The organism is Polycyclovorans algicola TG408 (genome assembly GCF_000711245.1).
Classification (GTDB): domain Bacteria; phylum Pseudomonadota; class Gammaproteobacteria; order Nevskiales; family Nevskiaceae; genus Polycyclovorans; species Polycyclovorans algicola.
This window is the reverse complement of record NZ_JOMH01000001.1, coordinates 187778-211208: the sequence shown is the minus strand read 5'-3', so window position 1 is coordinate 211208 and position 23431 is coordinate 187778. Positions and strand designations below refer to the sequence as shown.

Sequence of the window (23431 nt, the reverse complement as noted above, 5' to 3'; positions counted from 1 at the left end):
TGATGTCACCCAGTTTGCCCCGGCAGTTCCCGGTCGAATTCGTCTACCAACTGTTTGCGCTGCTGGTGGCCATCGTGCTGGTGCACGCGGTCTATGTCGGGCTGATTCGTCCGCAGGCAGCGGCGGCGCTGGCGCTTCAGGCACAGACGCTTGCGGCCGACCCGGGGGCGATCACCGAGCGTTCGACCTGGATCGTGCTCAAGGATGCCGAGCAGGAAATCTGCTTCATCCTCATGTTCTGGGGCATGGCGATCATCGGCTACAAGGCGCGGCGGGTGATGGACGAGCGGCGCGCGTTTGCCACCGAGTTGATGCAAGTGCCCGAAGGCCAGAGCCTGCTGCCCGAAGATGCCCGCCAGTACGCACGCGCGCTTGAAGCGCTGCCGACGGCCGAGCGCGAACGTCTGCTGCCCGAGGCGCTGCTGACGGCGCTGCAGCGCTTCCGCTCGACCCGCAACATCCAGGATGTTGCCGTGGCGGTTGATCAGGTTTGCGAGTCGCGCACCGACCGGCTGGATTCCGAACTGTCGATGATCCGCTACATCGCCTGGGCGATTCCGTCGATCGGCTTCATCGGCACGGTGCGCGGCATCGGCGATGCGCTGGGCATGGCGCATCAGGCGGTCAAGGGCGACATCACCGGCGTCACCGCGGCGCTGGGTGTGGCCTTCAACTCGACGCTGATCGCGCTGATTCTCAGCATCATCCTCATGTTCTTCCTCCACCAGTTGCAGTTGATGCAGGAGCGTCTGGTGATCGAAACACGGCGCTACTGCGACCGCCGGCTGATTCAGCACCTGCAGGCCAACTGACATGCGTGTGCTCGAAGTCAACGACGCCGGCCTGCGGCTCAGCGACGGTGAGCGGGTCATCGCCAACGAGCCGGGGTTTGCCAGCGTCAGTGCCGAACAGGTCATGGTGGGTGAAGTCGCGCGGCGGCAGGCGCGGCTTTCGCCGCGGCTCAGTCACTCGCGCTTCTGGTACCAACTCGACCAGGCGCCACTCGACCGGCCACTGGGCAGCGTGCGCAACACTGCAGACCTGGCGTACTGGCAGCTGCGGCAGGTCCGTGATGCGGCCGATGGCGAGCCGCTGCTGCTGGCGGTGCCGTCCAGCTTCGAGGCTGATCAGCTCGGCCTGTTGCTGGGCCTGTGCCGCGCCGCCGAACTGGGCGCCGTGGGGCTGGTCGATGGCGCCGTTGCGGCGGTGGCCACGCGTGCGGTGCAGGGCGTGGTGTTGCATGTCGACGTGCAACTGCATCGGGTGTGGATGACGCGGCTGGACGTGGGCAAGGCCGTCGTACGCGGTGCGGGCCACGACCTTGCCAAACCCGGCATGGTGACGGTTTGGGATGCGGCCGCCACCGTCATTGCCGAAGCCTTCGTCAAACAGACGCGGATCGATCCGCTGCACAGCGCCGCCAGTGAGCAGACGCTTTATGACGCGCTGCCCGATTGGTTGGCCCAGGTTTCGGTCAAGCCGGTGACGTCGCTGAGCATGACCGTGGGCGGGCGCAGCCATCGCATCAGCCTGGCGCGTGACACGGTGGTGGCCGCACTGCACCCGCTGCTGACGCGCGTCACCCAGGCGCTGCGTGCCGACGTGGCGGCTGCGCCGGGCGCACAGGTGATGCTCAGTGACCGGGCGGCGGCCATTCCCGGATTGGTCGAGGCGCTGACCACTGCGCTGGGCGCGGCACCGCAGGTGCTCGATGCGCTGGCCACGGCGAAAGGCGCCTTGCAACATCGTGAACGCATCGAGACGACCGATGAAGCGCTGCCGTGGGTGACCCGATTGCCCGTCGAGCCGGTGTCCGCGCCGGACATCAAGGCTGCCCCCGCGCCGGCACCTTCGGCGACGCCGGACCCCACGTCGCAACCCACGCACTTACTCATCGGCAACGAGGCCACGGATTTGCAGTCTGTGCGCCTCGCCGAGGAATGGACCTTGCGCATCGAGCAACGTGACGACGGGTCGATCTGGCTGTTGGCCGATCCCATGGTGCAGCTCAACGGCACACCCCTGGTGACCGACCAGTCGCTGAAACCGGGTGATTGGCTGCAGGTACGCGATCACGTGTTTCGCACCATTCGGGTCATCGATTCGTGAAACGGCGCAAACGCGTCATCAGTGAGCAGGGGTTGTCGTTTCTCGACGCCATTTCCTGTGGCTTTGGCGCGGTGATTCTGCTGTTCATCATCGTTGACCACGCGGTGATACAGGTGAATCAACCCGGCAACGAAAGCCAGATGACCCGCGTCGAGGCGCTCGAAGACCAAGTGCTCGATGAAAAGCAGGACCTGCTGATGCAGCAAGCCGCGCTCGACGACGTGCTGGAGGCCACGCGGCTCGCCCAGGCCGAGGCCGAACGGCTGCGCCGGCAGATCAAGCAGCAGCGCGAAAGCCAGCCCAACCTTGAAGGCGAGCAGGATGCCAGCCGCACCCGGCTGCAGCAGATGCAGGCCGAGTTGCTGGCGTTGGAGAGCGAGGTCGAAGCCATGCGTGCCCAGGCCAACGACCCGGCGGGCGATGCGATTCGCGAGGTACAGGGTGACGGCCGCCAGCAATACCTCAGCGGCTTGTCGGTGGATGGCCAGCGCATCCTGATTCTGGTCGACGCCTCGGCGAGCATGCTCAGTTACACCATTGTTGATGCCATCCGCCGTCGCAATCAGCCGGAAGCCAGTCGCCAGCAGGCGCCCAAATGGCGCCGCACCCTGGCCGCTGCCGACTGGATGAGCTCGCAGATTCCGGCCACCAGTCAGTTCCAGATTCTGGCCTTCAACACGCAGGTGAGCGCGCCGCACGGCACTGCCAACCGCTGGCTGGCGGCGCGCGGCGGCGATGACATCAATGCCGCCATTCGCGGCCTGCGCAAGACCGTGCCCGGCGGCGGCACCAGCCTGCACGCCGCGTTCAACGCCGCGCGCGCCCTGCAACCGGCACCGGACGCGATCTACCTGATCACCGACGGACTGCCGACCCAGGGTGCGCAGGTGCAGCGCGGCGCGGTGTCGGGCACGCAGCGGCTGCGCAATTTCAACGAGGCCGTGGCACGACTGCCGCGCAGTGCGCCGGTGCACACGCTGTTGCTGCCGATGGAGGGCGACCCGCGGGCCGCCGGCGCTTACTGGAACCTGGGCCGCGCCACCGGCGGCTCGATGCTCACGCCCTCGCGGGACTGGCCGTGAAGCGTCGCAACCGCAATATCGAGCAATCCAGCCTGTCGTTTCTGGATGCGATTTCCTGCGGCTTCGGCGCCATCATCATTCTGGTGGTGATCACCAAATCGGCGCCGCCATCTATTGAAGAGCCAACGCCGGTGGTCAACGCGGCGCAGGCCCAGCAACTGTCGTTGCTGGCCCAGCAAACCGCCGGCGAGCGCGAGGCGGTCGAGGCTGAACTTGCCGCGGCGGAGGCAACCAAGGCTGCTGCCGCGGAGGAACTCGCAAGCCTGCGCGTGAGCGCCGACTCCGAAGCGCAGAAGGTCGTCGAAACCGAGCGCGACACCGTGGTGACGACGACCTTGGAGCGGCAGTTGGCGGCTGCGCGGCAGACCTTGACCGAAGAAATGCGCCGCCTGCAGGGCAGCACGCGCGCACGACCCGATGCCCCGGTCGCCGGTATTCCCGTGGACAGCGAGTACGTCATCTTCGTGATCGACACTTCGGGCAGCATGCAGCAACTGGCTTGGCGCTCGGTGCAGCAGAAAATGAACGAGGCACTCGATGCCTATCCGCAGATCAAGGGGTTTCAGGTGATGAGCGACATGGGTGAGTACATGTTCAGCTCGTACCGGGGTGACTGGATTCCCGACACCCCGGCACGGCGGCGCACGGTGTTGCAGCGGCTCGTCAACTGGGCGCCGTTTTCAAACTCCAGTCCGGTTGAGGGCATCACGGCCGCAATCCGCACCTACGCGCGCACTGATCGCAAGATCAGCATTTACGTTTTTGGTGACGATTTCACCGGCCGCTCGATCAACGACGTGGTGTTGACCGTGCGACGTATCAACCCCAAGGACCGGAGCGGGCGCGCCTCGGTGCGCATCCACGGCATTGGTTTTCCGGTATTGATGAACAATCGGGGCGCGGCCGATGGCGCGCTGCGGTTTGCGAACTTGATGCGCGTGCTGGCCGAAGAAAGCGGCGGCGCATTTATCGGCCTGGAGGAAACGCGTTGACGACACGGCGGCACGCAGCGGCTCGCACGGGGGGCAGACACCCGGTAATGCCGGCTGTCGCTGCGCTCTTGATGCTCGGCGGCTGCGCCAGTCAGTACACGGCGGTGCCGCCGTCGGCCTTCCCGCCGCCGCTGATGGAAGCGCTGCAGATGACCGTGAACCTTGAAATGGATGAGGCATTTCGCAACTACACCCACACCGAAACCATGACCGATCTGCGCGCCGCCACCTGGACGATGCCCATCGGGCCGGCCTCGGTGGACTGGATGACAAGCCTGGTGGGTTCGCGCTTCACGTCGATTGACGGCGGCAACAAGGCTGCGCTGCAGATCACCCCAGAAATCGAGCGCGTTGAGTTTTCGTTGCCGACGCAGACCGGCACGGACTTTTATGAGGCGTGGATCCAGTATCGGGTCCGCATCACCAATGTCGGCGGAAAAACGGTGGCCGACCTACCACTGGCGGCCTACGGCAAATCGCGCGAGGGCCTGATGGTCGGGGCCGAAACCGGCATGGCCGATGCGCTCAATCAAGCCATGCGTGACGCGACCGCGGCTCTGGCGATCGAGCTCAAGGACAACAGCAAAGTGTTTGGCTGGACGCGCTCCGGCGCCGCGGCGGGGGATTCCTGATCATGCGGGCTTCGCGCTACCTGTTGCTTGTCGTGCTGGGCGTCGGTGGTCTGAGCAGCGCCTGTGTCAGCTCCAAGGTCGAGCAGTTTCGCAGTGCACCGCGCGGCGTGACGCCGCTGGTGACCGGCGATACGGTGGTGGTGCTCAACCGGCGCCAGCACGGCGACCGCGAGACCGAAGAGAGCTTCAACAATTGCTTGGAAAACAAGCTGACCTCGCGGCAGTTGCCGGTCACGCCGCAGGCGCAGTTCGTCGATGCGCTGTTCCCGTGGTTGGAGCCACGTGCCGCACCCCTGTCGGCGCGGGCGCTGCCGCAATTGCTCGACCAACCCGGCGTTGTCGACCGCATCCGTGCGGCACGGGTGCGCTACATGATCTGGATCGATGGCGAGAGTGAAACCGTCGACAGCGCCGGCTCGCTGTCGTGTGCGGCAGCCCCCGGATTCGCCGGATGCCTGGGCTTCGGCATGTGGGACAAGGAGTCCGACTACGAAGCCGAGGTCTGGGATCTGGATGCGCGCCATGTCGTCGGCAAGGTCAGTGCGCGCGCCACCGGCACGACGTATATGCCGGCGCTGATCATCCCGATTCCGCTGGTCGCACGGACCGAAGCGGCGGCCTGCGATGGCATTGCGGAGCAACTGGCAGACCTCATCCGACCCGGTTGAGCGGCTTGCCGCCGTCACCGAGCAATTTCGGCGATGATGCGGCCCCCTGAAAAAAGACCCGGAGAGATGTCATGAGCTTGCTCACGCACGTGGTTGTCGGCACCAACGATCTGCCCAAGGCGCGCGCGTTTTATGACGGCGTGCTGGCCACCCTGGGCGCCAAGCGCCTGATGAACATGGAAGACCGCGCCTCGATCTGGGGCCTTGATGCGCCGCAGCTCATGGTCACCAAGCCGGTCAACGGACAGGCGGCCTGCCACGCCAACGGCGGCACGGTGGGTCTCGCCGCCAGCAGCCGCGAAGTTGTGCGCGCGTTTCATGCCAAAGCGCTGGAACTTGGCGCCACCTGCGAAGGCGCGCCGGGCCCGCGCCCCTTCACTCCCACCGCTTACGGCGCCTACGTGCGTGACCCGGACGGTAACAAGCTCTGCGCGTACTGCTTCGCGGCAGAATAAGGACGACAGCCTGTTGCCTCGCAGCGCATGCGAGGCAACAGGCCTTCGACCGCGAACTCGGCGACAATGTTGGCCCTTTCAAGGTCCCTACTTCTGAGTCGCCACCCATGCTGTTGATGATCGACAACTACGACAGCTTTACCTACAACCTCGTCCAATACTTCGGCGAGTTGGGGGCCGAGGTGGTGGTGCACCGCAACGACCAGATCACGGTCGATGAGGTGGCGGCGCTGAAGCCCCGTCACATCGTGCTGTCGCCGGGACCGTGCACGCCGGACGAAGCAGGTATTTGTCTGGCGTTGATCGACCGGCTCAAGGGGCAATTTCCAATTCTCGGTGTGTGCCTCGGGCACCAGGCCATCGGCCAGGCGTTCGGCGGCAAAGTGGTGCGCGCGCGGCAGGTGATGCACGGCAAGACCAGCGCGGTGGTGCACAACGACCAGGGCGTGTTTCGAGGCTTGCCCAGCCCTTACACGGCCACGCGCTATCACTCGCTGATCGTCGACCGCGTGGGTCTACCGGATTGTTTCGAGACCACGGCGTGGACCGTGACCGACAACGGCGAGGTTGATGAACTCATGGGTCTGCGCCACAAGACCCTGCCGATCGAGGGCGTGCAGTTTCACCCCGAGTCCATCCTCACCGAGCACGGCCATGCTCTGCTGAAGAACTTCATGGAGGCTTACCCATGAGCATCACGCCCCAGGCGGCGCTGCAACGCGTCATCGAACACCGCGAGATTTTTGCCGATGAAATGACCGCGCTGATGCGCGCCATCATGCAGGGCGAGGTCAGCCCGGTGATGATGGCCGCGTTGATGATCGGCCTGCGGGTGAAGAAGGAAACCGTGGGCGAGATTGCCGCCGCAGCCGCGGTGATGCGCGAGTTCTCACGCAAAGTCGAGGTGACGTCTGAGGGCGGGCCGCTGCTCGATATCGTCGGTACCGGCGGCGACGGCTCGCACAGCTTCAACATTTCCACCTGTTCGATGTTCGTGGTCGCGGCTTGTGGCGCGCGCGTGGCCAAGCATGGCAACCGCGGCGTGTCGTCGAAGTCGGGCAGTGCCGATGTGCTGGAAGCCCTTGGTGTGGCCATCGACCTGCCGCCAGAGGCCGTGAGCGACGTGCTGGCCGAAACCGGCATTGGCTTCATGTTTGCGCCGAATCATCATCCGGCGATGAAGGCGGTGGCCCCGGTGCGCCGCGAGATGGGCGTGAAAACCCTGTTCAATATTCTCGGGCCGCTGACCAATCCGGCCGGCGCGCCGAACATTCTCATGGGCGTGTTTCACGAAGACCTCGTGGGCATCCAGGTGCGGGTGCTGCAACGCCTGGGCGCCGAACGCGCGCTGGTGGTGTTTGGCCGCGACGGGCTGGATGAACTGACCCTGGGCGGCGTGACCCGCGTCGGCGAGCTGCGCGACGGCGTGGTCAGCGAATACGACGTGCACCCCGAAGACTTCGGCTTGCCGATGGCCGGCACCCGGCAGTTGGCCGTGGCCGATGCTAGAGAGTCCTGCGCGCGGATTCGTGATGTGCTCGCCGACCGACCTGGCCCGCACCGCGACATCGTGCGCTTCAATGCCGGGGCGTCGCTTTATGCCGCCGGGCTGGCGGCCGACATTGCCGCTGGCATTGCGCTGGCCAGTGAAGCCCTGGCGTCCGGCGCCGCAAAGGCCAAGTGCGATGCGCTGATTACCGCGACCCGCGCGCGGGCCAAGGGGTGATCGGCCAATGACCGATATTCTGGAACGCATCATTGAGGTCAAGCGTGACGAGATTGCCGCGCTGCGCCGCCGCACCAACGCCCGTGATCTGATCGAGCTCGGCAACGCGGCCACCGCCGTGCGCGGCTTCATCGCGCTGTTGGAGAACGGGGCTTCGCAAGGCCCGGCAGTGATCGCCGAAATCAAGAAGGCCAGCCCCAGCAAGGGCGTGATTCGCTCGGATTTCGACCCCGCCACAATTTCGAAGCAGTACGCGACTGGCGGCGCCGCCTGTCTGTCGGTGCTCACCGACCAGCGATTCTTCCAGGGCCACAACGACTTTCTGGTGGCGGCACGGGCGGCGTGCACACTGCCGGTGATTCGCAAGGATTTTCTGGTCGACACCCTGCAAGTGCTCGAAGCGCGCGCCATTGGCGCCGACTGCGTGCTGCTGATTGCCGCCTGCCTGTCCGCCGCACAGCTGAATGAATTGCATGCCTGCGCGCGTGAATCATTACTCGACGTGCTGGTGGAAGTGCACAACGCCGAAGAATTGGCCTTGGTGCATCAAGCCAACCTGAAAGACGGCTGGGTGCTGGGGGTCAACAACCGCAACCTGCGCACCTTTGAAACGCGCCTTGAGACCACGCTCGAACTGTTGCCTGACGTGCCGCCGGGCATCGCCGTGGTCACCGAGTCCGGCATTGCCGAGCGCGCTGACGTGCAACGCATGATGGATGCCGACGTGCGACGTTTTCTGATTGGCGAATCGCTGATGCGTCAGCCCGATCCCGGAAAAGCGCTGGCGGGACTGATCGGGGCTGAGTGATCAGGCTGCGGAGGCACTCTGCGCATTGGCGCTGTGGTCAGCAAGAATCAGCGTGCGGCCTTCGGTGCGCAGCACGCCGTCGGCTTCAAGTTGCTTGACGACGCGGCCGGCCATCTCGCGTGAGCAACCGACGTGGCGCGCCAGTTCCTGGCGGCTGATGTTGACCGAGACCTCGCCCCGCGCGGTGAGGGTGGCGTCGGGGCTGCTGCCGAGGCTTTCGAGGGTGCGGGCGACGCGTGAACTGACATTCAGCAGCGCAAGGTCGGCGATGCGTTGTCCGCAGTCGTGGACCTTTGCGGCCAGGTGTCGGGAAATCTCGAACAGGGTCTCGGGGTGTTCGTTGCAGAACGCCCGGAATTGCTCGGCCCCCATTTCGGCCAGTAGCGTGACGCGGCGGGTGCGGATCACCGTGTTGGACAGGTGATGATCGGGAAACAGGCTGGCTTCGCCGCAGAAGTCGCCGGGGTTTAGGTAGCCGAGCACCACTTCGCGCCCGTCGGCGGCTTCCAGGGCCACGCTCAGCGAGCCCTCGAGCACCCACATGACCTGCGTCGGGGCCTCGCCTGATCGAAGGAGCGTGCGCTTGGCCGGTACGCTGCGCTTACGTGCTTGCTGAAGGAAAGCCTGCATTGCGGGGGAGTTGAAGAGTGTCACGCGAAAGTCCTTGTAGTGCGGCCTAGCGAGGGCTGTGAGGACGGAGGGTGCCGCCCGCTTCCTGAATCAACGCTGGCCGATGCCAGCAGCAAAGTCGCCGATCTCGGACAATGACCGCCGGTACTGAACAGTGGACAAGGACAACGATGGACGCCAAGGTCACGTGGATTGAGGACGCAGCATTTCGGGTGGAGTCGGGTAGCGGCCATTCGCTGGTCGTCGATGGCCCCGAGCACATCGGCGGTCGTAACCTGGGCCCGCGGCCGATGGAATTGATGCTGATGTCGGTCGGGGCCTGCTCGTCGGTGGACGTGGTCTACATTCTCAAGCGCGCGCGGCAGCCGGTGGTTGGTTGCCAGGTCGAGGTCAAAGGCACGCGTGCCGACACCGAGCCCGCAGTGTTCACCGACATCCATCTGAACTTCATTGTCAGCGGCGAAGGACTCAGTGAGGTGCAGGTGAAACGTGCGGTCGGACTTTCGGCCGAGAAGTACTGCTCGGCCTCGATCATGTTGGGGCGCGCCGGCGTCAAAATGACGCATTCTTATGAGATCAGGGCGTCCTGAAGACCGCGCGTCATCAGGTTGACGTAAAAACCTATAATCCTGCACGTTTGAAGTGCGTTCGGACCTGCCGGGCGTGCACCATTTCACCTATTGGACGCCTGCATTGCCCAAGAAGCTGACCCCCAAGCCCACCAGCAATTCACGCCTGAAACTGCTGGGCTTCAACAACCTCACCAAGTCGTTGAGCTTCAACATCTACGACATCTGCTATGCGCGCAGCCGTGAGGAGCAGCAGGCTTACATCGAGTACATCGACGAGCAATACAACGCCGAGCGACTCACCAGCATCCTGACCGAAGTGGCCGACATCATCGGTGCGCACGTGCTCAACGTCGCCCACGAGGACTACGAACCGCAGGGCGCGTCAGTGACCATGCTGATCTCCGAAGGTCACCTCGACGGACTGCCGACGCCGGGCAAGAAGAAAGACAAGGAGTCGGTGGTCGCGCACCTTGATAAAAGCCATATCACCGTTCATACCTACCCCGAGATTCACCCGGACGCCGGTATCTCGACCTTCCGCGCCGACATCGATGTGTCGACCTGCGGCAAGATTTCGCCACTGAAGGCGCTGAACTTCCTCATCAAGAGCTTTGAGTCCGACATCGTGGTGATGGACTACCGGGTGCGCGGCTTCACCCGTAACGTGCGCGGCATGAAGCACTTCATCGATCACAACATCGACTCCATCCAGAATTTCATCGCGGCTGACATCAAGCGGCGCTATCAGATGGTCGATGTCAACGTGTATCAGGAGTACATCTTTCATACCAAGATGTGCCTCAAGGAACTCGATCTCGACACCTACCTGTTTGGCGAAGGCGCCGCCGACATGGGCGCCCGCGAAGCGAAGAAAATCCGCTCGCGCGTCGACCATGAGATTCAGGAAATCTTCTACGGCCGCAATATTCAGCGCTAGGGTCGCAGCGGCCTAAGCCGGTTTGCGCTAAAAGTGCCGGACATGACCGGCACCCATTCCACCCCCACGCCGCGTTTGGCAGACCGCCTGCTGACCGAAGTCGTGCGCGTGCGTGAAGAAGCGGCCGGCCATCCCGCCGACGTGCCGCAGGCCGACGCTGCGGGGCGACAGGCGGGCGGTGCCCTGACTCGGCGAATCCTGGCGCGGGCCGCTGCCCTGCCGGATGCCGCAGCCCTGCAGCGCGCGATCCGGCAGGTCATGAGTCGCGGCATCGCCGTGATGTTGCTGCTGGTGCTGTTGGCCGGTGTCGCCGGCGCCTTTGCCGCTGCCACTGCCTTGGACACCGGTCCGCCGGCCAGTCTGCCGCTGGTGCTGATACTGCTGGTCGGCAGCAATCTGCTGATGTTGATGCTTTGGCTGATGCTGCTTGTGGTGTCGCCGCGTGTCTCGCCGGGCTTGGGGCGCGGGGTCATGGCGCTGTGGTCGAGGCTCTCGGGCGGTGCCATTGATCGCGCCGATGACACCCACCGCGCCGCACTGGGCATCCTGGGCGGGGGCGCCAGCGGTCGTTGGCTGGCTGCAAGTCTCAGCCACGCGGCGTGGCTGAGCTTCGCGCTCACCGGCTGGCTTTCGCTACTGCTTTTGCTCAGCGTGCGTGCCTACGCCTTGTCATGGGACACCACCTTGCTGGCGTCGGCCACTGTCGCCGAGTGGGTGCGCGCCCTGTCGTTTGCCCCGGCGGCGCTGGGGGTGCCGGTTGACGCCCTGTTTGTCGACGAGGGTGGCAGGACGGTTGCCGGCCAGGCCGGCGCGCAATGGCTACTCGCCGCCGTGCTGATCTACGGGGTCGCACCGCGTCTGCTGGCGCTGCTGATCTGCGGCGGACTGTGGTGGCGGGCGCAGGCCCGCTTTGGCCGTGATCTCCAGCACAGCGGCTTCGCGCGCCTGCGCAGCCGGCTGATGCCCGACCACCAACCCTTGGGTGTGGTCGACCCGGCGACGGCGCTGCCGCAGCAGACCCCCGCAGTCCGGTCGGCCGCCCGGCTGCCCACCGGCGCCGTTCTCGGGCTTTGGCTGGATGACGCCGGAGATCACCCGCCACCGTCCATTCCCGGCATTCAGTGGCAGTGGCTGGGCGCGACGGATACCGCCGCTGCGCGTCAATCGGCCGTGGCGGCGGTGACCGAGCAACCCCGGCGACCGGTGGTGGTGCTGGCGCGCGCCACCATGTCGCCTGACCGGGGTGCCGAACGCTTCATCGCCGCATTGGCTGAGGCGGCGCACGCGCCGGTGTATCTGCTTTTGGTCGGCGTCGACCGCCTCACCGCGCGCGGCGCCGATCACTGTGCACAACGACTTGAAGACTGGCAGGCGTTGGCCCAGCGTGCTGGCATCCACAATCAACCTCTGCGATGGCCCTAGCAGCCTGTCAGACTTGAAGTCGGGTCCGCGTGGCAGTCCCATTTTTCGCCTGACAAGGCGCGACTGAGGAGATTTGGTTGTTCCAAATAACGAAGGAGCAACGCCGCAAGGCGGAAAATGGGGCGCCACCTGGAGGGCCGGCGCCGACACGGCGTCTGCGCAGCAGCGGGTGCGGGAGGCACCGGATCGGCCAGCTCCCGCACCCACTTCGCTGCGCGAAGGCACCGTGTCGCTGGCCGGGGCCGCTTTTGCGCATCACCGCGTCCATCGCTCCTTCTGTACGTCAAGTACAGCGCGTCGCTCCTTCCTTGTGCTGCGCAAAAGCGACCTCCGGCGCGGACGCGCATTCAAGTCTGACAGGCTGCTAGGCCAACCCATGACCGACGCCGCGCTGCAGATCGCCGTGGTCGGCCACACCAACACCGGCAAAACCTCGCTGCTGCGCACCCTGACGCGCGAGACCGGCTTTGGCGTGGTGTCGGCGCGTTCGGCCAGCACCCGCGACGTCGCCGGCGTGGCGTTGCTGTGCGACGGCGCGCCGATGCTGTCGCTGTTCGACACCCCCGGGCTTGAAGACGCCAGCGGTGTTGCCGAAGCCTTGGCCGCACTGCCCGATGCGACCGATCCGGTGGCAGGGATCGAACGCTTTCTCGCCGGCGACCATGGCCAGGGCCGTTGGGAGCAGGAGGCCAAAGTCTTGCGGCAGATGCTGCGCAGCGACGCGGCGCTGTACGTCATCGACGCACGCGAGCCGGTGCAGGCCAAGCATCGCGACGAGCTGCGTCTGCTCAACGCCTGCGGCCGGCCGTTGATGCCGGTGTTGAATTTCGTCGCCAGCGATGAGGCCGACGTCGAGCGCTGGCGCAGCCAGTTGGCGCGAATGGGCCTGCATGTTCAAAGCAGCTTCGACACGGTGGTTTACGACGCGGTCGCCGAGCAGGCGCTGTTCGACAAGCTCGCCACGCTGCTGGAGCCACACCGCGCCGGGCTGCAGCGGCTGACGCAATCGCGCACCGCCGAGCGCGAGGCGCTAACGCTCGCTGCCTGCCGCGCCGTGGCCGTGATGCTGGTCGAGGTGGCGGGCTTGCGCCATGAGGTGCCGCTCGATGCCGATCCTGCGACGGCCACCGAAGGCTTGCGGCATCAGGTCAGGGCGTCCGAGCAGCGCTGTGTCGATGCGGTCCTGGCCCTGTTCCAGTTCGACCTGCAGGCCTACCACCCGCCCGAGCTGCCGCTCACCGAAGGTCGCTGGACGCTGGACCCGCTGGATCCTGAAGCCCTGCGTGCGTTCGGCATTCGCACCGGATCGGCTGCCGCGACCGGTGGCGCGGCGGGGTTTGCCGTGGATGCCGCGCTGGGCGGCATGAGTCTGGGCGCGGCCACCGCGCTCGGTGCAGGGCTGGGTGCGGCCTGGAGCGGCGCGCAAACCTTCGGTCGCCCGTGGTTGGATCGACTGCGTGGCCATCAGGTGCTGGTGGCCGATCCGTCGACGTTGGCCCTGCTGGCGGCACGGCAAGTTGCCCTGTTGCGCGCGCTGTTGCGTCGCGGGCATGCGGCCGAAGGGCCCGTGTCCACCCGCAATGCGCAAGGGTGGCCGGGCATCGCGCTGCGCGATGCCGTGCTTCGGGCCCGTCACAGTGGCAGCGTCGCAGAAGCCAGCGGAACGCGGGCACCGAATGAAGCGGATGTAAGTGCCGTAACGGCAAGGCTCATCACCGTGTTGGGTGACACAGCGCGAGAATCTTCAGCGCACAGTGATTAATTTGTTGCGCTCGATGATTGAATCAGCATCTTCTCAATTGATTGGCATTCTCAATTAACCGTCAATTCATCGCGACTTGTCAGGATGTCGTTCATGGCCTATCGCCATAGCCCAGCCGACAGGTTAATCAACTGTCAGCGAAGTTCAATAAAGGAGTTTCTAATGAATTTGAAAAATGTGATGTTTGCGGCAGTAATTGGTTTGATGGCCACGCCGATGTTCGCGACGGCCAACGACCATGATTCAGCGGTCGAGAAGACCGGCGATTACGTCTCTGACGCTGCGCTGACCACGAAGGTGAAGTCAGTGCTGGCGCTCGAATCGGAACTCAGCGCGATCGACATCAGCGTTGAATCAACCGATAACGTCGTCACCCTGACCGGTGATGTTGAGAATGACGCCCAAGTTGAATTGGCCGAGAAAGTTGTCAGCGATGTCGATGGTGTGAAATCCGTGCATAACGAGTTGTCGGCACCGTAATCGCCAATCGTATGATTCATTGATTTGAATAAAATCCCCGGAGCGATAATGCTCCGGGGGTTTTTTATGGCCATCCTGTTATCGGGTATTCCACGTTTCAATGCATCTGCGCGGCACTGACCCAGCGCAGATCGAGCGTGCAGGGCGATGCGCCCAGCGGCGGTACCGGCGTGGGGCGGAATGGCCCAGGGGTATGACCCATAGGCACAAATCGCGACAGGCGACGCGCTTCGGCCTCAAAGCTGTTGACCGGGTAGGTGTCGTAGCTACGGCTTGCGGGATGCGCAACGTGATAGGTGCAGCCGGCCACCGCCTGCCCGCAATGACGGTCGTAAAGGTCAAACACCAGCGGCGTGTGTACGCCGATGGCGGGGTGCAGACAGCTTGCCGGCGACCAAGCGCGATAGCGCACGCCGGACACCGATTCACCGTCGACCCCGGTGCGTCGCAGCGGCAGCGGCACGCCATTGCACAGCACCTGATAACGATCGAGGTCAATGTGCCGCAGCGTGATTTCCAGGCGCTCCAGCGACGAGTCGACGTAGCGCGCGGTGCCGCCGGCGCCCGGTTCTTCGCCTAGGGTCGGCCACGGTTCCAGTGCGTGGCGCACGGTCATTTCGGCCGTGCCCATGCGCAGGGTGCCGTGCAGCGGAAAGCGGAACTCGTACTGTGGGCGAAACCATTCATGTTCGAACGGATACCCGGCGCCGCGCAGGTCGCTGACGATCTCGCCCAGGTCATTCCACAGGTCGTGCCCGAGCATGAAGCGGTCATGCAGCGCAGTGCCCCAGTATTTGAGTGGCCGGGTGAACGGCGTGCGCCAGAACCACGCCACCAGTGCGCGAATCATCAGTTGCGTGACCAGGCTCATGTGCGGGTGTGGTGGCATTTCAAAGCCGCGGAACTCAACCAGGCCCAGGCGCCCGGTCACCGACTCGGGCGCGTACAGCTTGTCGATGCAGATTTCGGCGCGGTGGGTGTTGCCGGTCAGGTCGGTGAGCAGGTGGCGCAGCGCGCGGTCGACCCGCCACGGCGGCGGGCATTGATCCGGGCCAGGCAGTTGCGCCAGGGCCAACTCGAGTTCGGCCAGCGCGCTGTCGCGGGCTTCGTCGACGCGCGGATGCTGCGAGGTCGGGCCAATGAACAGGCCCGAGAACATGTAACTCAGCGACGGATGGTGCTGAAAATAGCGCAGCAGGCTGGCCAGCACGTCGGGCCGCCGCAGAAACGGCGAGTCTGCCGGGGTCGCGCCGCCGACGACGATGTGGTTGCCACCGCCGGTGCCGACCGCGCGACCGTCGATGAGAAATTTCTGCGTCACCAGGCGTGACAGCCGGGCATCTTCATAGAGCCCGAGAATGTTGTCGCGCAGGCTGGTCCAACTGGCCTCAGGCTGGATGTTGGCCTCGATCACGCCGGGATCGGGGGTCAGTTTCAATGAATCCAGACGCGGGTCGGTGGGCGGCGGATAGCCTTCGATGCGTACCGGCAAGGCCGACTCGGCGGCCGCGTCCTCGATGGCGGCCAGCATGTCCAGCCAGTCTTCAAGGCGCTCGACCGGCGGCATGAACACAAACAGGTAATCGCCCCTCGGCTCGATGACCAGGGCGGTGCGCACATGGTTGGCCTCGCCGAGGCCGTTTTTGACATGCGCGCCCAGCGCCGCCTCGGACGTGCGGCTTTGCGGCATGGCCCGAGGCACTGTCGCATCGCCCGCCTGGGCGCGCAGGAACGGCTGGCGGCGTGGGTCGGTTGCAGGCAAGGTCGTGGGTACTGCGCCGGGGTCGACCGCGATGAACGGCTCACGCTCTTCCGGCGGTTGCCACGGCAGGCTGTCCAGTGGCAGCCGCAGTCCGACGGGCGAGTCGCCCGGAATCAGCATCAGCGCCTTGCCGCGCAGCTTCCAGCGTTCGCTCACCCAGCGCGCGGCGGCCTGCCAACGCTGGACGGGCAGCACCATGCCGGTGGGCTGGTTGAGGCCGGACTCGAAGGCGCGCAGCACGTCCTTGCGGCCCTCGGCATCGGCCAGACGAGGGTCGGTGGGGTCGAGGTTGTGCGGCAGGCGTCGCTCGCGCAGCAGGGCCTCCACCGGGTCCTCATAGGCGTGCATCGCATGTTCGGCGTTCACACCCAATCGCGCGGCGATGGCATGGGTCAAACGCTGGGCACCGTCGAGGTTGGCCATACCCGGCAGATCTTTCGGTGGCAGACGCCACAGCGGTTGCCCGTCACGTCGCCAATAGACGGTCCACGCCCAGCGCGGTAGAGGCTCCCCTGGATACCACTTGCCCTGGCCATAGGTGAGCAGGCCTTGCGGCGCCAGGCGCTGCGCCAGCCGGCGCGCGAGGTTGTAGGCGAGGCGCTCTTTGGTGGGGCCCACGGCGGCGGTGTTCCACTCATCGCCCTGCGGGTCGTCGAGTGAAATGAAGGTGGGCTCGCCGCCCATGGTAAGGCGCACGTCCTGCGCCACCAGATCGGCATCGACCTGCAGACCAACCGTATCGATGGCGGCCCACTGTTCGTCACTGAACGGCTTGGTGACGCGCGGCGTTTCAGCGATACGCTGAACGGCCATCTCGTGATCAAAGGTCACCTTGCAGGGCTCAACCAACCCGGTGATGGGCGCGGCTGATGCGGGCGATGGCGTGGCGGACAGCGGGATGTGCCCCTCGCCCGCGAACAGACCCGAGGTGGGATCCAGTCCCAGCCAGCCGGCGCCGGGCACGTAGACCTCAACCCAGGCGTGCAGGTCGGTGAAATCCAGGTCGGTGCCGCTGGGGCCGTCCAGTGATTTCTGGTCGGCGACCAACTGGATGAGGTAGCCCGACACGAATCGTGCCGCAAAGCCGAGGTGGCGTAGCACCTGCACCATCAGCCACGACGAATCGCGACACGAACCGCTGCCCAGGGTGAGCGTTTCAGCCGGCGTCTGAACACCGGGCTCCATGCGAATGAGGTAGCGCACGGCGCCCTGAATCTGCTGGTTGATCGCGACCAGCCGGTTGATCGTGCCCGGCTCGCTCAGGTCCAGCGACTTGATGAAGCGCCGCAGGGTGCTGTTGGGCTGTTGCGGCTTCAGGTAGGGGCTCAGCTCGGCCTTGAGCTGCGGATCGTATTGCCACGGCAGTACCTCGGCCTCGGGCGCAACGAAAAAGTCGAAGGGATTGATCACCGCCATGTCGGCGGTTAGGTCGACGGTGACCTTGAAGTGCTTGACCGGCTCGGGGAACACTACCCGGGCCTGCCAGTTTCCGAACGGGTCTTGCTGCCAGTTGACGAAATGCGGGTCCGGCGACACCCGCAGGCTGTAGCCGAGCACCGGCGTGCGTCCATGCGGTGCGGGGCGCAGGCGGATCAATTGCGGTGACAGCGTCACGCGCTTGTCGTAGTCGTAACGCGTTTTATGCAGCAGCTTGACGTGCAGGGTCATGGGGGCATCCGTTGATGCAATTCGCTGGCAAGTTCAGTGCCAGCGAGATTTGAAGAGTGCGAGGCGGATGCCCGGGAGCGGACGCCCGCAAGCCGTCATACTGACACGGGGATGTGACCTGCTGGCCGCGTCCGTCCATCATTTTCAGGGGGGTTGATGCAAAGCGGCTTTATCGCGCGCGGTCTTTGGCTGGCCATGGTGCTGGGGCTGTCGGCGTGCCGCGACGTGCCGGGGCCAGCGGCCGATGCCACGGCGCCGGTTGTGGCCAACCCGGTCGGCAATCCTGCATCGCCGCCAGCGCTCGGCTCGCCGAGTGCTTGGCAATGTGGTGATCTGCGCATCGAAACTCGCCTTGAAACCGGGGGACAAGGCCGGCTGCAATTGGCGCTACCCGGCGGCGACCGCTGGCTTGAACCCTCGCCGTCCGCGTCGGGTGCTCGCTATCGCGGCGCGCTAGTGGGCGAGGCGCCCCTCACCGAGTTCTGGAGCAAGGGCGAAGAGGCCCGACTGTCCATCGACGGTGACACGCTGCAGTGCCGCCCCAGCGACACCCGGCCACCGTGGGCCGAGGCGCAGGCTGATGGGGCGCAATTGCGCGCCGTCGGCCAGGAGCCGGGGTGGGTCCTGACCGTCGAAAACGGAGCCGATGGCAAGCGTCTTCGGTTGCAACGAATGGGGCAAAACGAAGAAATCTGGCACGCGCGGCGCCGCAGTGACGGCCTCAGTTACGAGACGCTGGACCGCGAGGTCATGGCCCGGGTCGCGCCCGGCCCTTGCGTCGACACGATGAGCGGCGACCGCTTTCCGGTGGTCGTGACCGTGCAGCTTGATGATCTAACCCTACGCGGCTGCGGCCGCCACTATGCACAAGAATGATGATTCGTCCGCCTGACAGCCAGTCCCGGTTTTTCGAGCTCCGTGGCCTCCGCCACCACGTCCGCTGCTGGGGTGATCCTGCCCGGCCCTGGCTGCTGCTGGGCACCGGATGGCTCGACTGCTCGGCGAGCTTTGGTCCGCTGGTCGCCGGCCTGCTTGAAGACCATTACGTCGTGTCGCCGGACTGGCGTGGCACCGGCCTCAGCGGTTGGCCCGCGGACGGCTACTGGTTTCCCAATTACCTGGCTGATGTCGACGCGCTGTTGACCGCCCTAGGTGCGCCTGAGCACCTGCATTTTGTTGGCCACAGCATGGGCGCGCAGGTGTTGAGCCTGTACGCCGGTGCGCAGCCCGAGAAGGCGCGCAGCCTCGTGCTGCTGGATGGGCTGCTGCTGCCGGATTCGCCGGCCAGCAAGGCCCCGAAGCAGTATCGGCGCTGGCTGCAACAGGTGGCCAAGCCGCGCCCGCCGAAGCGTTACGCCAACTTTGAAACGCTGGCGCAGCGGGTCAAGGCGCAGCATCCGCAGCTCGACGACGCCTGGGCGCTTTTCGTCGCCCACAGTTGGGGCGCAGCCGATGACGATGGGCAGATTCGTCTGCTGGCCGACCCCAAGCACCTGCACAACATGCCGACGCTGCACCGTCTCGCCGAGAGCGAGGCCGTGTGGGCTGAAGTCACCGCGCCGGTGCTGTTCATTGAGGCCGGCCGCTCGGTGTTTCACAGTGCGGGCGAGCAATCCGAGCGCCCGCGCCGTTATGCGGCGTTCTCCAAGGCGGCCAAGTGCGAGGTGCAGACCCTGCCCGAAGCCGGCCACATGCTCCACTGGGATGCGCCCGAGGCCACTGCTGGCCTCATTCGTGCTTTCCTCAAATCCATCGCTGACCGGCCCTGACCCCTGTGATTCGTTCTGCATTTCCTTTCGTCCGTGACGTGGCCGGCCTGCGGGCAACATCATTCGATCTGCTGGTCATTGGCGGCGGCATTTATGGCGCATGGGCGGCGCTGGACGCGGCGCAGCGCGGCCTCAGCGTCGCGCTCATCGAGCAGACCGACTGGGGCGCCGGCACGTCGCAGTCGTCCAGCAAACTCATCCACGGTGGCCTTCGCTACCTGGAGCATTACAAGTTCGGACTGGTGCAGCACTCGCTGCGCGAGCGGCGCGTGCTGAGCCGCATTGCCCCGCATCTGGTGCGACCGCTGGACTTCATGCTGCCGGTGTTCAAGGCCAGCCGCGCGCAGCCGTTCATGCTGTCCTGCGGCCTGACGCTCTATGACCTGATGGCCGGCCTGTCGCCGCCGGTGCGCCGGCACCGCTATTACCGGCCCAAGCGGGTGCGGCAAGACTTTCCGTTTCTGCAAGGCGACGGGTTGGTGGGCGCCTTCCGCTACGGCGACTGCCAGGAAGACGATGCGCGCATGACCCTGGTGGTGGCCGCCGCTGCGCACGGCCACGGGGCGGTCTGCGCCAACGGCGTCCGCGCGCTGTCGATCGATGCGGGTGAGTCGCCCGAGGTGCGCGCCGAGGCCGACGGCGAAACCTTCACCATCAAGACACGCGCGGTGCTCAATGCCGCCGGACCCTGGGCGCTACGCCTGATGGGCGACAGCGCTCCCGAGGTCGAGCTGATCAAGGGCACGCACATCGTCATGCCTGAGATTCCCGGCGTGACCCAGGCTTTCCTGCTCACCGCTGAAGACAGCCGCGTGTTTTTCGTCATTCCCTGGTACAGGCGGACCTTGGTCGGCACCACCGAGCAGACCATCAGCCGGGTTGAAGACGCCACGCCAACCGAAGAAGAAATTCACTACCTGTTGCGTGCCGTGGCCACCGCCATGCCCGGTCTGGGCTGGTCGCGAGGGGACGTCATCAGTGCATTTGCCGGTACACGGACGTTGCAGAAGGCCGATGCTGCGTCGTTGTCGGCGGTCAGTCGCGAGTTCGCGGTGATCGAGCCGCAGCCCAATGTTTGGGTGAGCGTGGGCGGCAAGTACACCACGGCCCGCTGCGACGCTGTGGGCATTGTTGACGACATTGCCCAGCGGCTGGGCCATGACCGGGCGAGCCAAACCGATGTCACACCGCTGCCGGGAACGCCGACTTTGCCATTCGCGGTGTGGCTGGGCTCGGCCCGCGCGGAGCTGTTGGTGGCCGGCGTCGATGCCCACGCCGCACACACCTGCGCCCTGCGCCATGGCACCGGCGTCGAGGCCTTGCTGACGCTGATTGAAGGCGACCGTGGCCTCGCGCAACGGGTTCACCCCGACGCGCCGTTCATTCGTGCCGAGGTGGCACTCGCGCAGTCACATGAAATGGCGCGCAGCGAGGCAGACGTCCTGCGCCGACGTATGCCGCTTCGACTGATTGTCGGCAGGTAAATCTGGCCCAATTTGTCTAAAAAAACAGCAGCTGTCGCGACGAAAAGCGCCCGGTGCGACGAACGGTCATCCCGACGCGCATCGCCGGGGCGTGACCGGCTTGTCGTGGCGCTCGGACGCGCTAGTATCTGGCTGCGTCTGGCAGAAGTACCGTTTCCCGGCGACCCCGGGTTCGGACGGTTCTTCGGCCTGACTGCAGGAAGATGAGAAAACAACTACGGGGTCCGGCAACGACCGGCTCCGCCGATGAGGAGATCCAAGATGCGATACGCGCCCTTGTGGGCCCTGCTGCTGGCAGCGGGTCTGTCTGCCTGCGACACCACTGAACCTGAAGAAGACGGCGGGCTTGCGTCGAGCAACTTCATTTCGCTGTTTGAACCGGCCCCCGCCTCGGCGAGCGCCCAGGCGACCATCCCGTTCCCGTTCGATGGGCTGTTTTCGGGTTTTACCGACCCGACGCTCAACATCCCGAATCCGGCGGGTGCGCCGTTCGTCAACGATGCCAACCTCACCGACGGCTTCTCGACCACCGCCAACCTGTTCACTGATTTTCTGGGGTTCATTGACCTCGACACCGCGCTGCAAGGCGGCTTATTGATCATCGACACCAGCACCGGCACACCGCTGGCGCCGGGCGTGGATTACACGCTGTCTGATTACCCCGCCACTTCTCCGGTTGCCGGCCTGCCGGATCCATTGCCAGTCAATGCCGTGCGCTCACGCGTCATCATTCACCCTCTCAAACCGTTGAAGCCATCGACCCGCTATCTGATTGCGGTCACTGATGGTGTGCGTGACCTCGACGGCAATGCGGCCGTTGCATCCTCGCAGTTCCGTGTGGTGCGTCGTGACACCCCGGTCGCTGAACAGACCGACGCCTTCATCAACGGGCTCAATGCCACCCAAAAAGCGACACTTGAGGCTCTTCGCAGCCAGCTGATTCGCCCGGCAGTCGAGGGTCTGATTGCGGCCACTGCAAGCACGCTCGGACTGACCGAAGAGAACATCGTCCTCGCGTGGACTGTGACCACCCAGTCGGCTGGCAAAACGTTGAATCTGATGGCAGACGAAGCGACCGCGCAAACCATCGCCAGCTTCCCGACCGGACTGACTGTCGACCAAGCCCTGCAGAATCCGGCCGTGCCCCCGGTGGCCGATGTGCGCGTCGGCAGTCTGCAGTTGCCCTACTACCTTGCCAGCGGCGCCAGCCCGCAGGACCCCGCGCCGTTGGGCAGTCCCTGGCAGGCCGACCCGACTCGGCCGGACGTCGCCGCCAGCTTTTTGGGCCAGGTGCCGTGCGGCGCCTTCGTGCAGCCGCCGCAGGGCAGCAATTTCACTCCCAGCGAATCGACCACCACCTGCTTCCCGATGCCGATCGAGCGCAGCGTCGAGAACGTGCCGATGCTGGTTACCGTGCCCAACGCCAACAGTGGCATGACGCAACCGGCCGAAGGCTGGCCGGTGGTGATTTTCCAGCACGGCATCACCGGCAACCGCTCACAGATGCTGGCGCTCGCGCCGGCGATGGCGGCTGCGGGGCTCGTCACCGTGGCCATTGACTTGCCCTTGCACGGCTTGCCTGCGGGCCATCCGCTGGCGGTGCAGGGGACGACCGAGCGCACCTTCCTGCTCGATCTGGTGGATAACGCGACCACCGCCCCGGGACCCGATGGCAGCACCGACCCCAGCGGGACGCATTTCATCAACATCCCCAGCCTCATCACCAGCCGCGACAACCTTCGGCAAGCCGCGATTGACCTGGTGCACCTGTCCCGCTCGGTGTCAGCACTGGACTTCGATGGCGACCCTGCGACCCCTGACATCAACCCGGACCGCATTCACCTGGTCGGTCATTCGCTGGGCGGTATTGTCGGGACCACAGCCTTGGGGGTCGACGACAGCTTCGGCGCTTCGACCATCGCCATGAGCGGTAGCGGTATCGGCAAGTTGCTCGACGGCTCCAAGAGCTTTGGTCCGCGTATTGCGGCCGGCCTTGCCGCGAACGGTGTCATGGAGGGCACCGACACCTACGAAACGTTCCTGCGCTTTGCGCAACATCTTGTCGACGACGGCGACCCGGCCAATTACGCGGCTGCGGCGTCTGCTGATCGAGCCATTCACTTCGTTGAGGTCCTTGATGACCTGGTCGTGCCCAACGCGGTGCCACGTACCCCGGACGCGACTGACACGCTGGACCGGGTCACGCTTGAAGGCCGTATCTCCGGCTCGACCCCGCTGATGCGCCTGCTGGGGCTCGACATTCTTGATGCCATCACGCCGCCGCTGGCCGAAGCCGATGTGCTGCTCGATCCCGAGGGCCTGAAGGTGGGCGTGCGGTTCACCGAAGGGGATCACGGCTCCATCCTGAGTCCCGCCGCCTCGGCCGCCACCACCCAGGAAATCCAGCGCCAGATCGCCAACTTCCTCGGCAGTCAGGGCACGTGTCTGCCAGTGGGAGGGAACTGCCAATGAG

Annotated in this window: 21 protein-coding genes; 19 read left to right on the top strand and 2 right to left on the bottom strand. The window is 65.3% G+C overall.

Going from position 1 to position 23431, the window contains the following annotated elements; all coding sequences use genetic code 11:
* The first annotated feature begins 2 nt into the window (after positions 1-2).
* The 10 genes from U741_RS0100940 (at position 3) to trpC (ending at position 8472) form a co-directional block, all read left to right on the top strand.
* The gene (locus tag U741_RS0100940; protein ID WP_029888621.1) at positions 3-812 is read left to right on the top strand and encodes a MotA/TolQ/ExbB proton channel family protein; all 810 of its coding nucleotides are present in this window, start codon (positions 3-5) and stop codon (positions 810-812) included.
* 1 nt (position 813) lies between these two features.
* Positions 814-2109 carry a hypothetical protein gene (locus U741_RS0100935; RefSeq protein WP_029888620.1) on the top strand — a complete coding sequence of 432 codons (1296 nt, stop codon included), beginning with the start codon at positions 814-816 and terminating at the stop codon, positions 2107-2109.
* The gene (locus U741_RS0100930) at positions 2106-3191 is read left to right on the top strand and encodes a vWA domain-containing protein (RefSeq protein WP_029888619.1); all 1086 of its coding nucleotides are present in this window, start codon (positions 2106-2108) and stop codon (positions 3189-3191) included. The genes U741_RS0100935 and U741_RS0100930 overlap by 4 nt, the downstream gene beginning before the upstream one ends.
* On the top strand, positions 3188-4183 hold the full coding sequence (locus U741_RS0100925) for a vWA domain-containing protein (protein WP_043110151.1): 996 nt from the start codon (positions 3188-3190) through the stop codon (positions 4181-4183). The genes U741_RS0100930 and U741_RS0100925 overlap by 4 nt, the downstream gene beginning before the upstream one ends.
* A gap of 47 nt (positions 4184-4230) precedes the next feature.
* A complete protein-coding gene (locus U741_RS0100920; RefSeq protein WP_152551445.1) occupies positions 4231-4815 on the top strand; it encodes a hypothetical protein in 585 nt (194 codons plus the stop codon).
* A gap of 2 nt (positions 4816-4817) precedes the next feature.
* Positions 4818-5483, top strand: coding sequence for a hypothetical protein (locus U741_RS0100915; RefSeq protein WP_029888616.1), 666 nt, complete (start codon positions 4818-4820; stop codon positions 5481-5483).
* 71 nt (positions 5484-5554) lie between these two features.
* Positions 5555-5938, top strand: coding sequence for a VOC family protein (locus tag U741_RS0100910; protein ID WP_029888615.1), 384 nt, complete (start codon positions 5555-5557; stop codon positions 5936-5938).
* Positions 5939-6045: 107 nt separating this feature from the next.
* On the top strand, positions 6046-6630 hold the full coding sequence (locus U741_RS0100905) for an aminodeoxychorismate/anthranilate synthase component II (protein WP_029888614.1): 585 nt from the start codon (positions 6046-6048) through the stop codon (positions 6628-6630).
* Positions 6627-7664, top strand: coding sequence for an anthranilate phosphoribosyltransferase (gene trpD, locus U741_RS0100900; RefSeq protein WP_029888613.1), 1038 nt, complete (start codon positions 6627-6629; stop codon positions 7662-7664). The genes U741_RS0100905 and trpD overlap by 4 nt, the downstream gene beginning before the upstream one ends.
* Positions 7665-7671: 7 nt before the next feature.
* Entirely contained in the window at positions 7672-8472 is an 801-nt protein-coding gene (gene trpC / locus U741_RS0100895) for an indole-3-glycerol phosphate synthase TrpC (RefSeq protein WP_029888612.1), read from the top strand.
* Here the strand turns inward: trpC and U741_RS0100890 are convergent, their stop codons facing one another.
* Positions 8473-9102 (bottom strand): cyclic nucleotide-binding domain-containing protein, encoded by a 630-nt coding sequence (locus U741_RS0100890; protein ID WP_052378371.1) that lies wholly within the window; start codon positions 9100-9102, stop codon positions 8473-8475.
* Between the two features lie 170 nt (positions 9103-9272).
* Between U741_RS0100890 and U741_RS0100885 the strand changes: the two genes are divergently transcribed.
* From U741_RS0100885 to U741_RS0100865, 5 genes are all read left to right on the top strand, one after another.
* Positions 9273-9692 carry an OsmC family protein gene (locus U741_RS0100885; protein WP_029888610.1) on the top strand — a complete coding sequence of 140 codons (420 nt, stop codon included), beginning with the start codon at positions 9273-9275 and terminating at the stop codon, positions 9690-9692.
* 115 nt (positions 9693-9807) lie between these two features.
* Positions 9808-10611, top strand: a complete 804-nt coding sequence (gene speD / locus U741_RS0100880) for an adenosylmethionine decarboxylase (RefSeq protein ID WP_029888609.1) — start codon at positions 9808-9810, stop codon at positions 10609-10611.
* A gap of 42 nt (positions 10612-10653) precedes the next feature.
* Positions 10654-12033: a DUF2868 domain-containing protein gene (locus U741_RS0100875; protein WP_029888608.1), complete on the top strand. Its 1380-nt coding sequence runs from the start codon at positions 10654-10656 to the stop codon at positions 12031-12033.
* A 376-nt stretch (positions 12034-12409) separates the two neighbouring features.
* On the top strand, positions 12410-13795 hold the full coding sequence (locus U741_RS0100870) for a GTPase/DUF3482 domain-containing protein (protein WP_052378370.1): 1386 nt from the start codon (positions 12410-12412) through the stop codon (positions 13793-13795).
* A gap of 93 nt (positions 13796-13888) precedes the next feature.
* The gene (locus tag U741_RS0100865; protein ID WP_161776078.1) at positions 13889-14275 is read left to right on the top strand and encodes a BON domain-containing protein; all 387 of its coding nucleotides are present in this window, start codon (positions 13889-13891) and stop codon (positions 14273-14275) included.
* 97 nt (positions 14276-14372) lie between these two features.
* On the opposite strand, the gene U741_RS0100860 is transcribed toward U741_RS0100865, so the two are convergent.
* Positions 14373-17705 (bottom strand): transglutaminase family protein, encoded by a 3333-nt coding sequence (locus tag U741_RS0100860; protein WP_029888605.1) that lies wholly within the window; start codon positions 17703-17705, stop codon positions 14373-14375.
* Positions 17706-17861: 156 nt separating this feature from the next.
* Here U741_RS0100860 and U741_RS0100855 point away from each other — a divergent pair, with 156 nt between their 5' ends.
* The 4 genes from U741_RS0100855 to U741_RS0100840 all read left to right on the top strand — a co-directional run bounded on the left by U741_RS0100855 (position 17862) and on the right by U741_RS0100840 (position 23430).
* Complete coding sequence (locus U741_RS0100855; protein ID WP_029888604.1) at positions 17862-18581, top strand: MliC family protein; 720 nt, start codon at positions 17862-17864, stop codon at positions 18579-18581.
* A complete protein-coding gene (locus U741_RS0100850; RefSeq protein ID WP_029888603.1) occupies positions 18578-19474 on the top strand; it encodes an alpha/beta fold hydrolase in 897 nt (298 codons plus the stop codon). The genes U741_RS0100855 and U741_RS0100850 overlap by 4 nt, the downstream gene beginning before the upstream one ends.
* 5 nt (positions 19475-19479) lie before the next feature.
* Complete coding sequence (locus tag U741_RS0100845; protein WP_084154582.1) at positions 19480-20958, top strand: glycerol-3-phosphate dehydrogenase/oxidase; 1479 nt, start codon at positions 19480-19482, stop codon at positions 20956-20958.
* Between the two features lie 261 nt (positions 20959-21219).
* A complete protein-coding gene (locus U741_RS0100840; protein ID WP_235199841.1) occupies positions 21220-23430 on the top strand; it encodes an alpha/beta fold hydrolase in 2211 nt (736 codons plus the stop codon).
* Position 23431 lies beyond the last annotated feature (1 nt).

Bases quoted from the DNA above. Each gene is read 5' to 3' on its own strand.
- U741_RS0100940 (WP_029888621.1), top strand. From the start codon at position 3: ATGTCACCCAGTTTGCCCCGGCAGTTCCCGGTCGAATTCGTCTACCAA.
- U741_RS0100935 (WP_029888620.1), top strand. From the start codon at position 814: ATGCGTGTGCTCGAAGTCAACGACGCCGGCCTGCGGCTCAGCGACGGT.
- U741_RS0100920 (WP_152551445.1), top strand. From the start codon at position 4,231: ATGCCGGCTGTCGCTGCGCTCTTGATGCTCGGCGGCTGCGCCAGTCAG.
- U741_RS0100915 (WP_029888616.1), top strand. From the start codon at position 4,818: ATGCGGGCTTCGCGCTACCTGTTGCTTGTCGTGCTGGGCGTCGGTGGT.
- U741_RS0100910 (WP_029888615.1), top strand. From the start codon at position 5,555: ATGAGCTTGCTCACGCACGTGGTTGTCGGCACCAACGATCTGCCCAAG.
- U741_RS0100905 (WP_029888614.1), top strand. From the start codon at position 6,046: ATGCTGTTGATGATCGACAACTACGACAGCTTTACCTACAACCTCGTC.
- trpD (WP_029888613.1), top strand. From the start codon at position 6,627: ATGAGCATCACGCCCCAGGCGGCGCTGCAACGCGTCATCGAACACCGC.
- trpC (WP_029888612.1), top strand. From the start codon at position 7,672: ATGACCGATATTCTGGAACGCATCATTGAGGTCAAGCGTGACGAGATT.
- U741_RS0100890 (WP_052378371.1), bottom strand. From the start codon at position 9,102: ATGCAGGCTTTCCTTCAGCAAGCACGTAAGCGCAGCGTACCGGCCAAG.
- U741_RS0100885 (WP_029888610.1), top strand. From the start codon at position 9,273: ATGGACGCCAAGGTCACGTGGATTGAGGACGCAGCATTTCGGGTGGAG.
- U741_RS0100875 (WP_029888608.1), top strand. From the start codon at position 10,654: ATGACCGGCACCCATTCCACCCCCACGCCGCGTTTGGCAGACCGCCTG.
- U741_RS0100870 (WP_052378370.1), top strand. From the start codon at position 12,410: ATGACCGACGCCGCGCTGCAGATCGCCGTGGTCGGCCACACCAACACC.
- U741_RS0100865 (WP_161776078.1), top strand. From the start codon at position 13,889: ATGGCCTATCGCCATAGCCCAGCCGACAGGTTAATCAACTGTCAGCGA.
- U741_RS0100860 (WP_029888605.1), bottom strand. From the start codon at position 17,705: ATGACCCTGCACGTCAAGCTGCTGCATAAAACGCGTTACGACTACGAC.
- U741_RS0100855 (WP_029888604.1), top strand. From the start codon at position 17,862: ATGCAAAGCGGCTTTATCGCGCGCGGTCTTTGGCTGGCCATGGTGCTG.
- U741_RS0100850 (WP_029888603.1), top strand. From the start codon at position 18,578: ATGATGATTCGTCCGCCTGACAGCCAGTCCCGGTTTTTCGAGCTCCGT.
- U741_RS0100840 (WP_235199841.1), top strand. From the start codon at position 21,220: ATGCGATACGCGCCCTTGTGGGCCCTGCTGCTGGCAGCGGGTCTGTCT.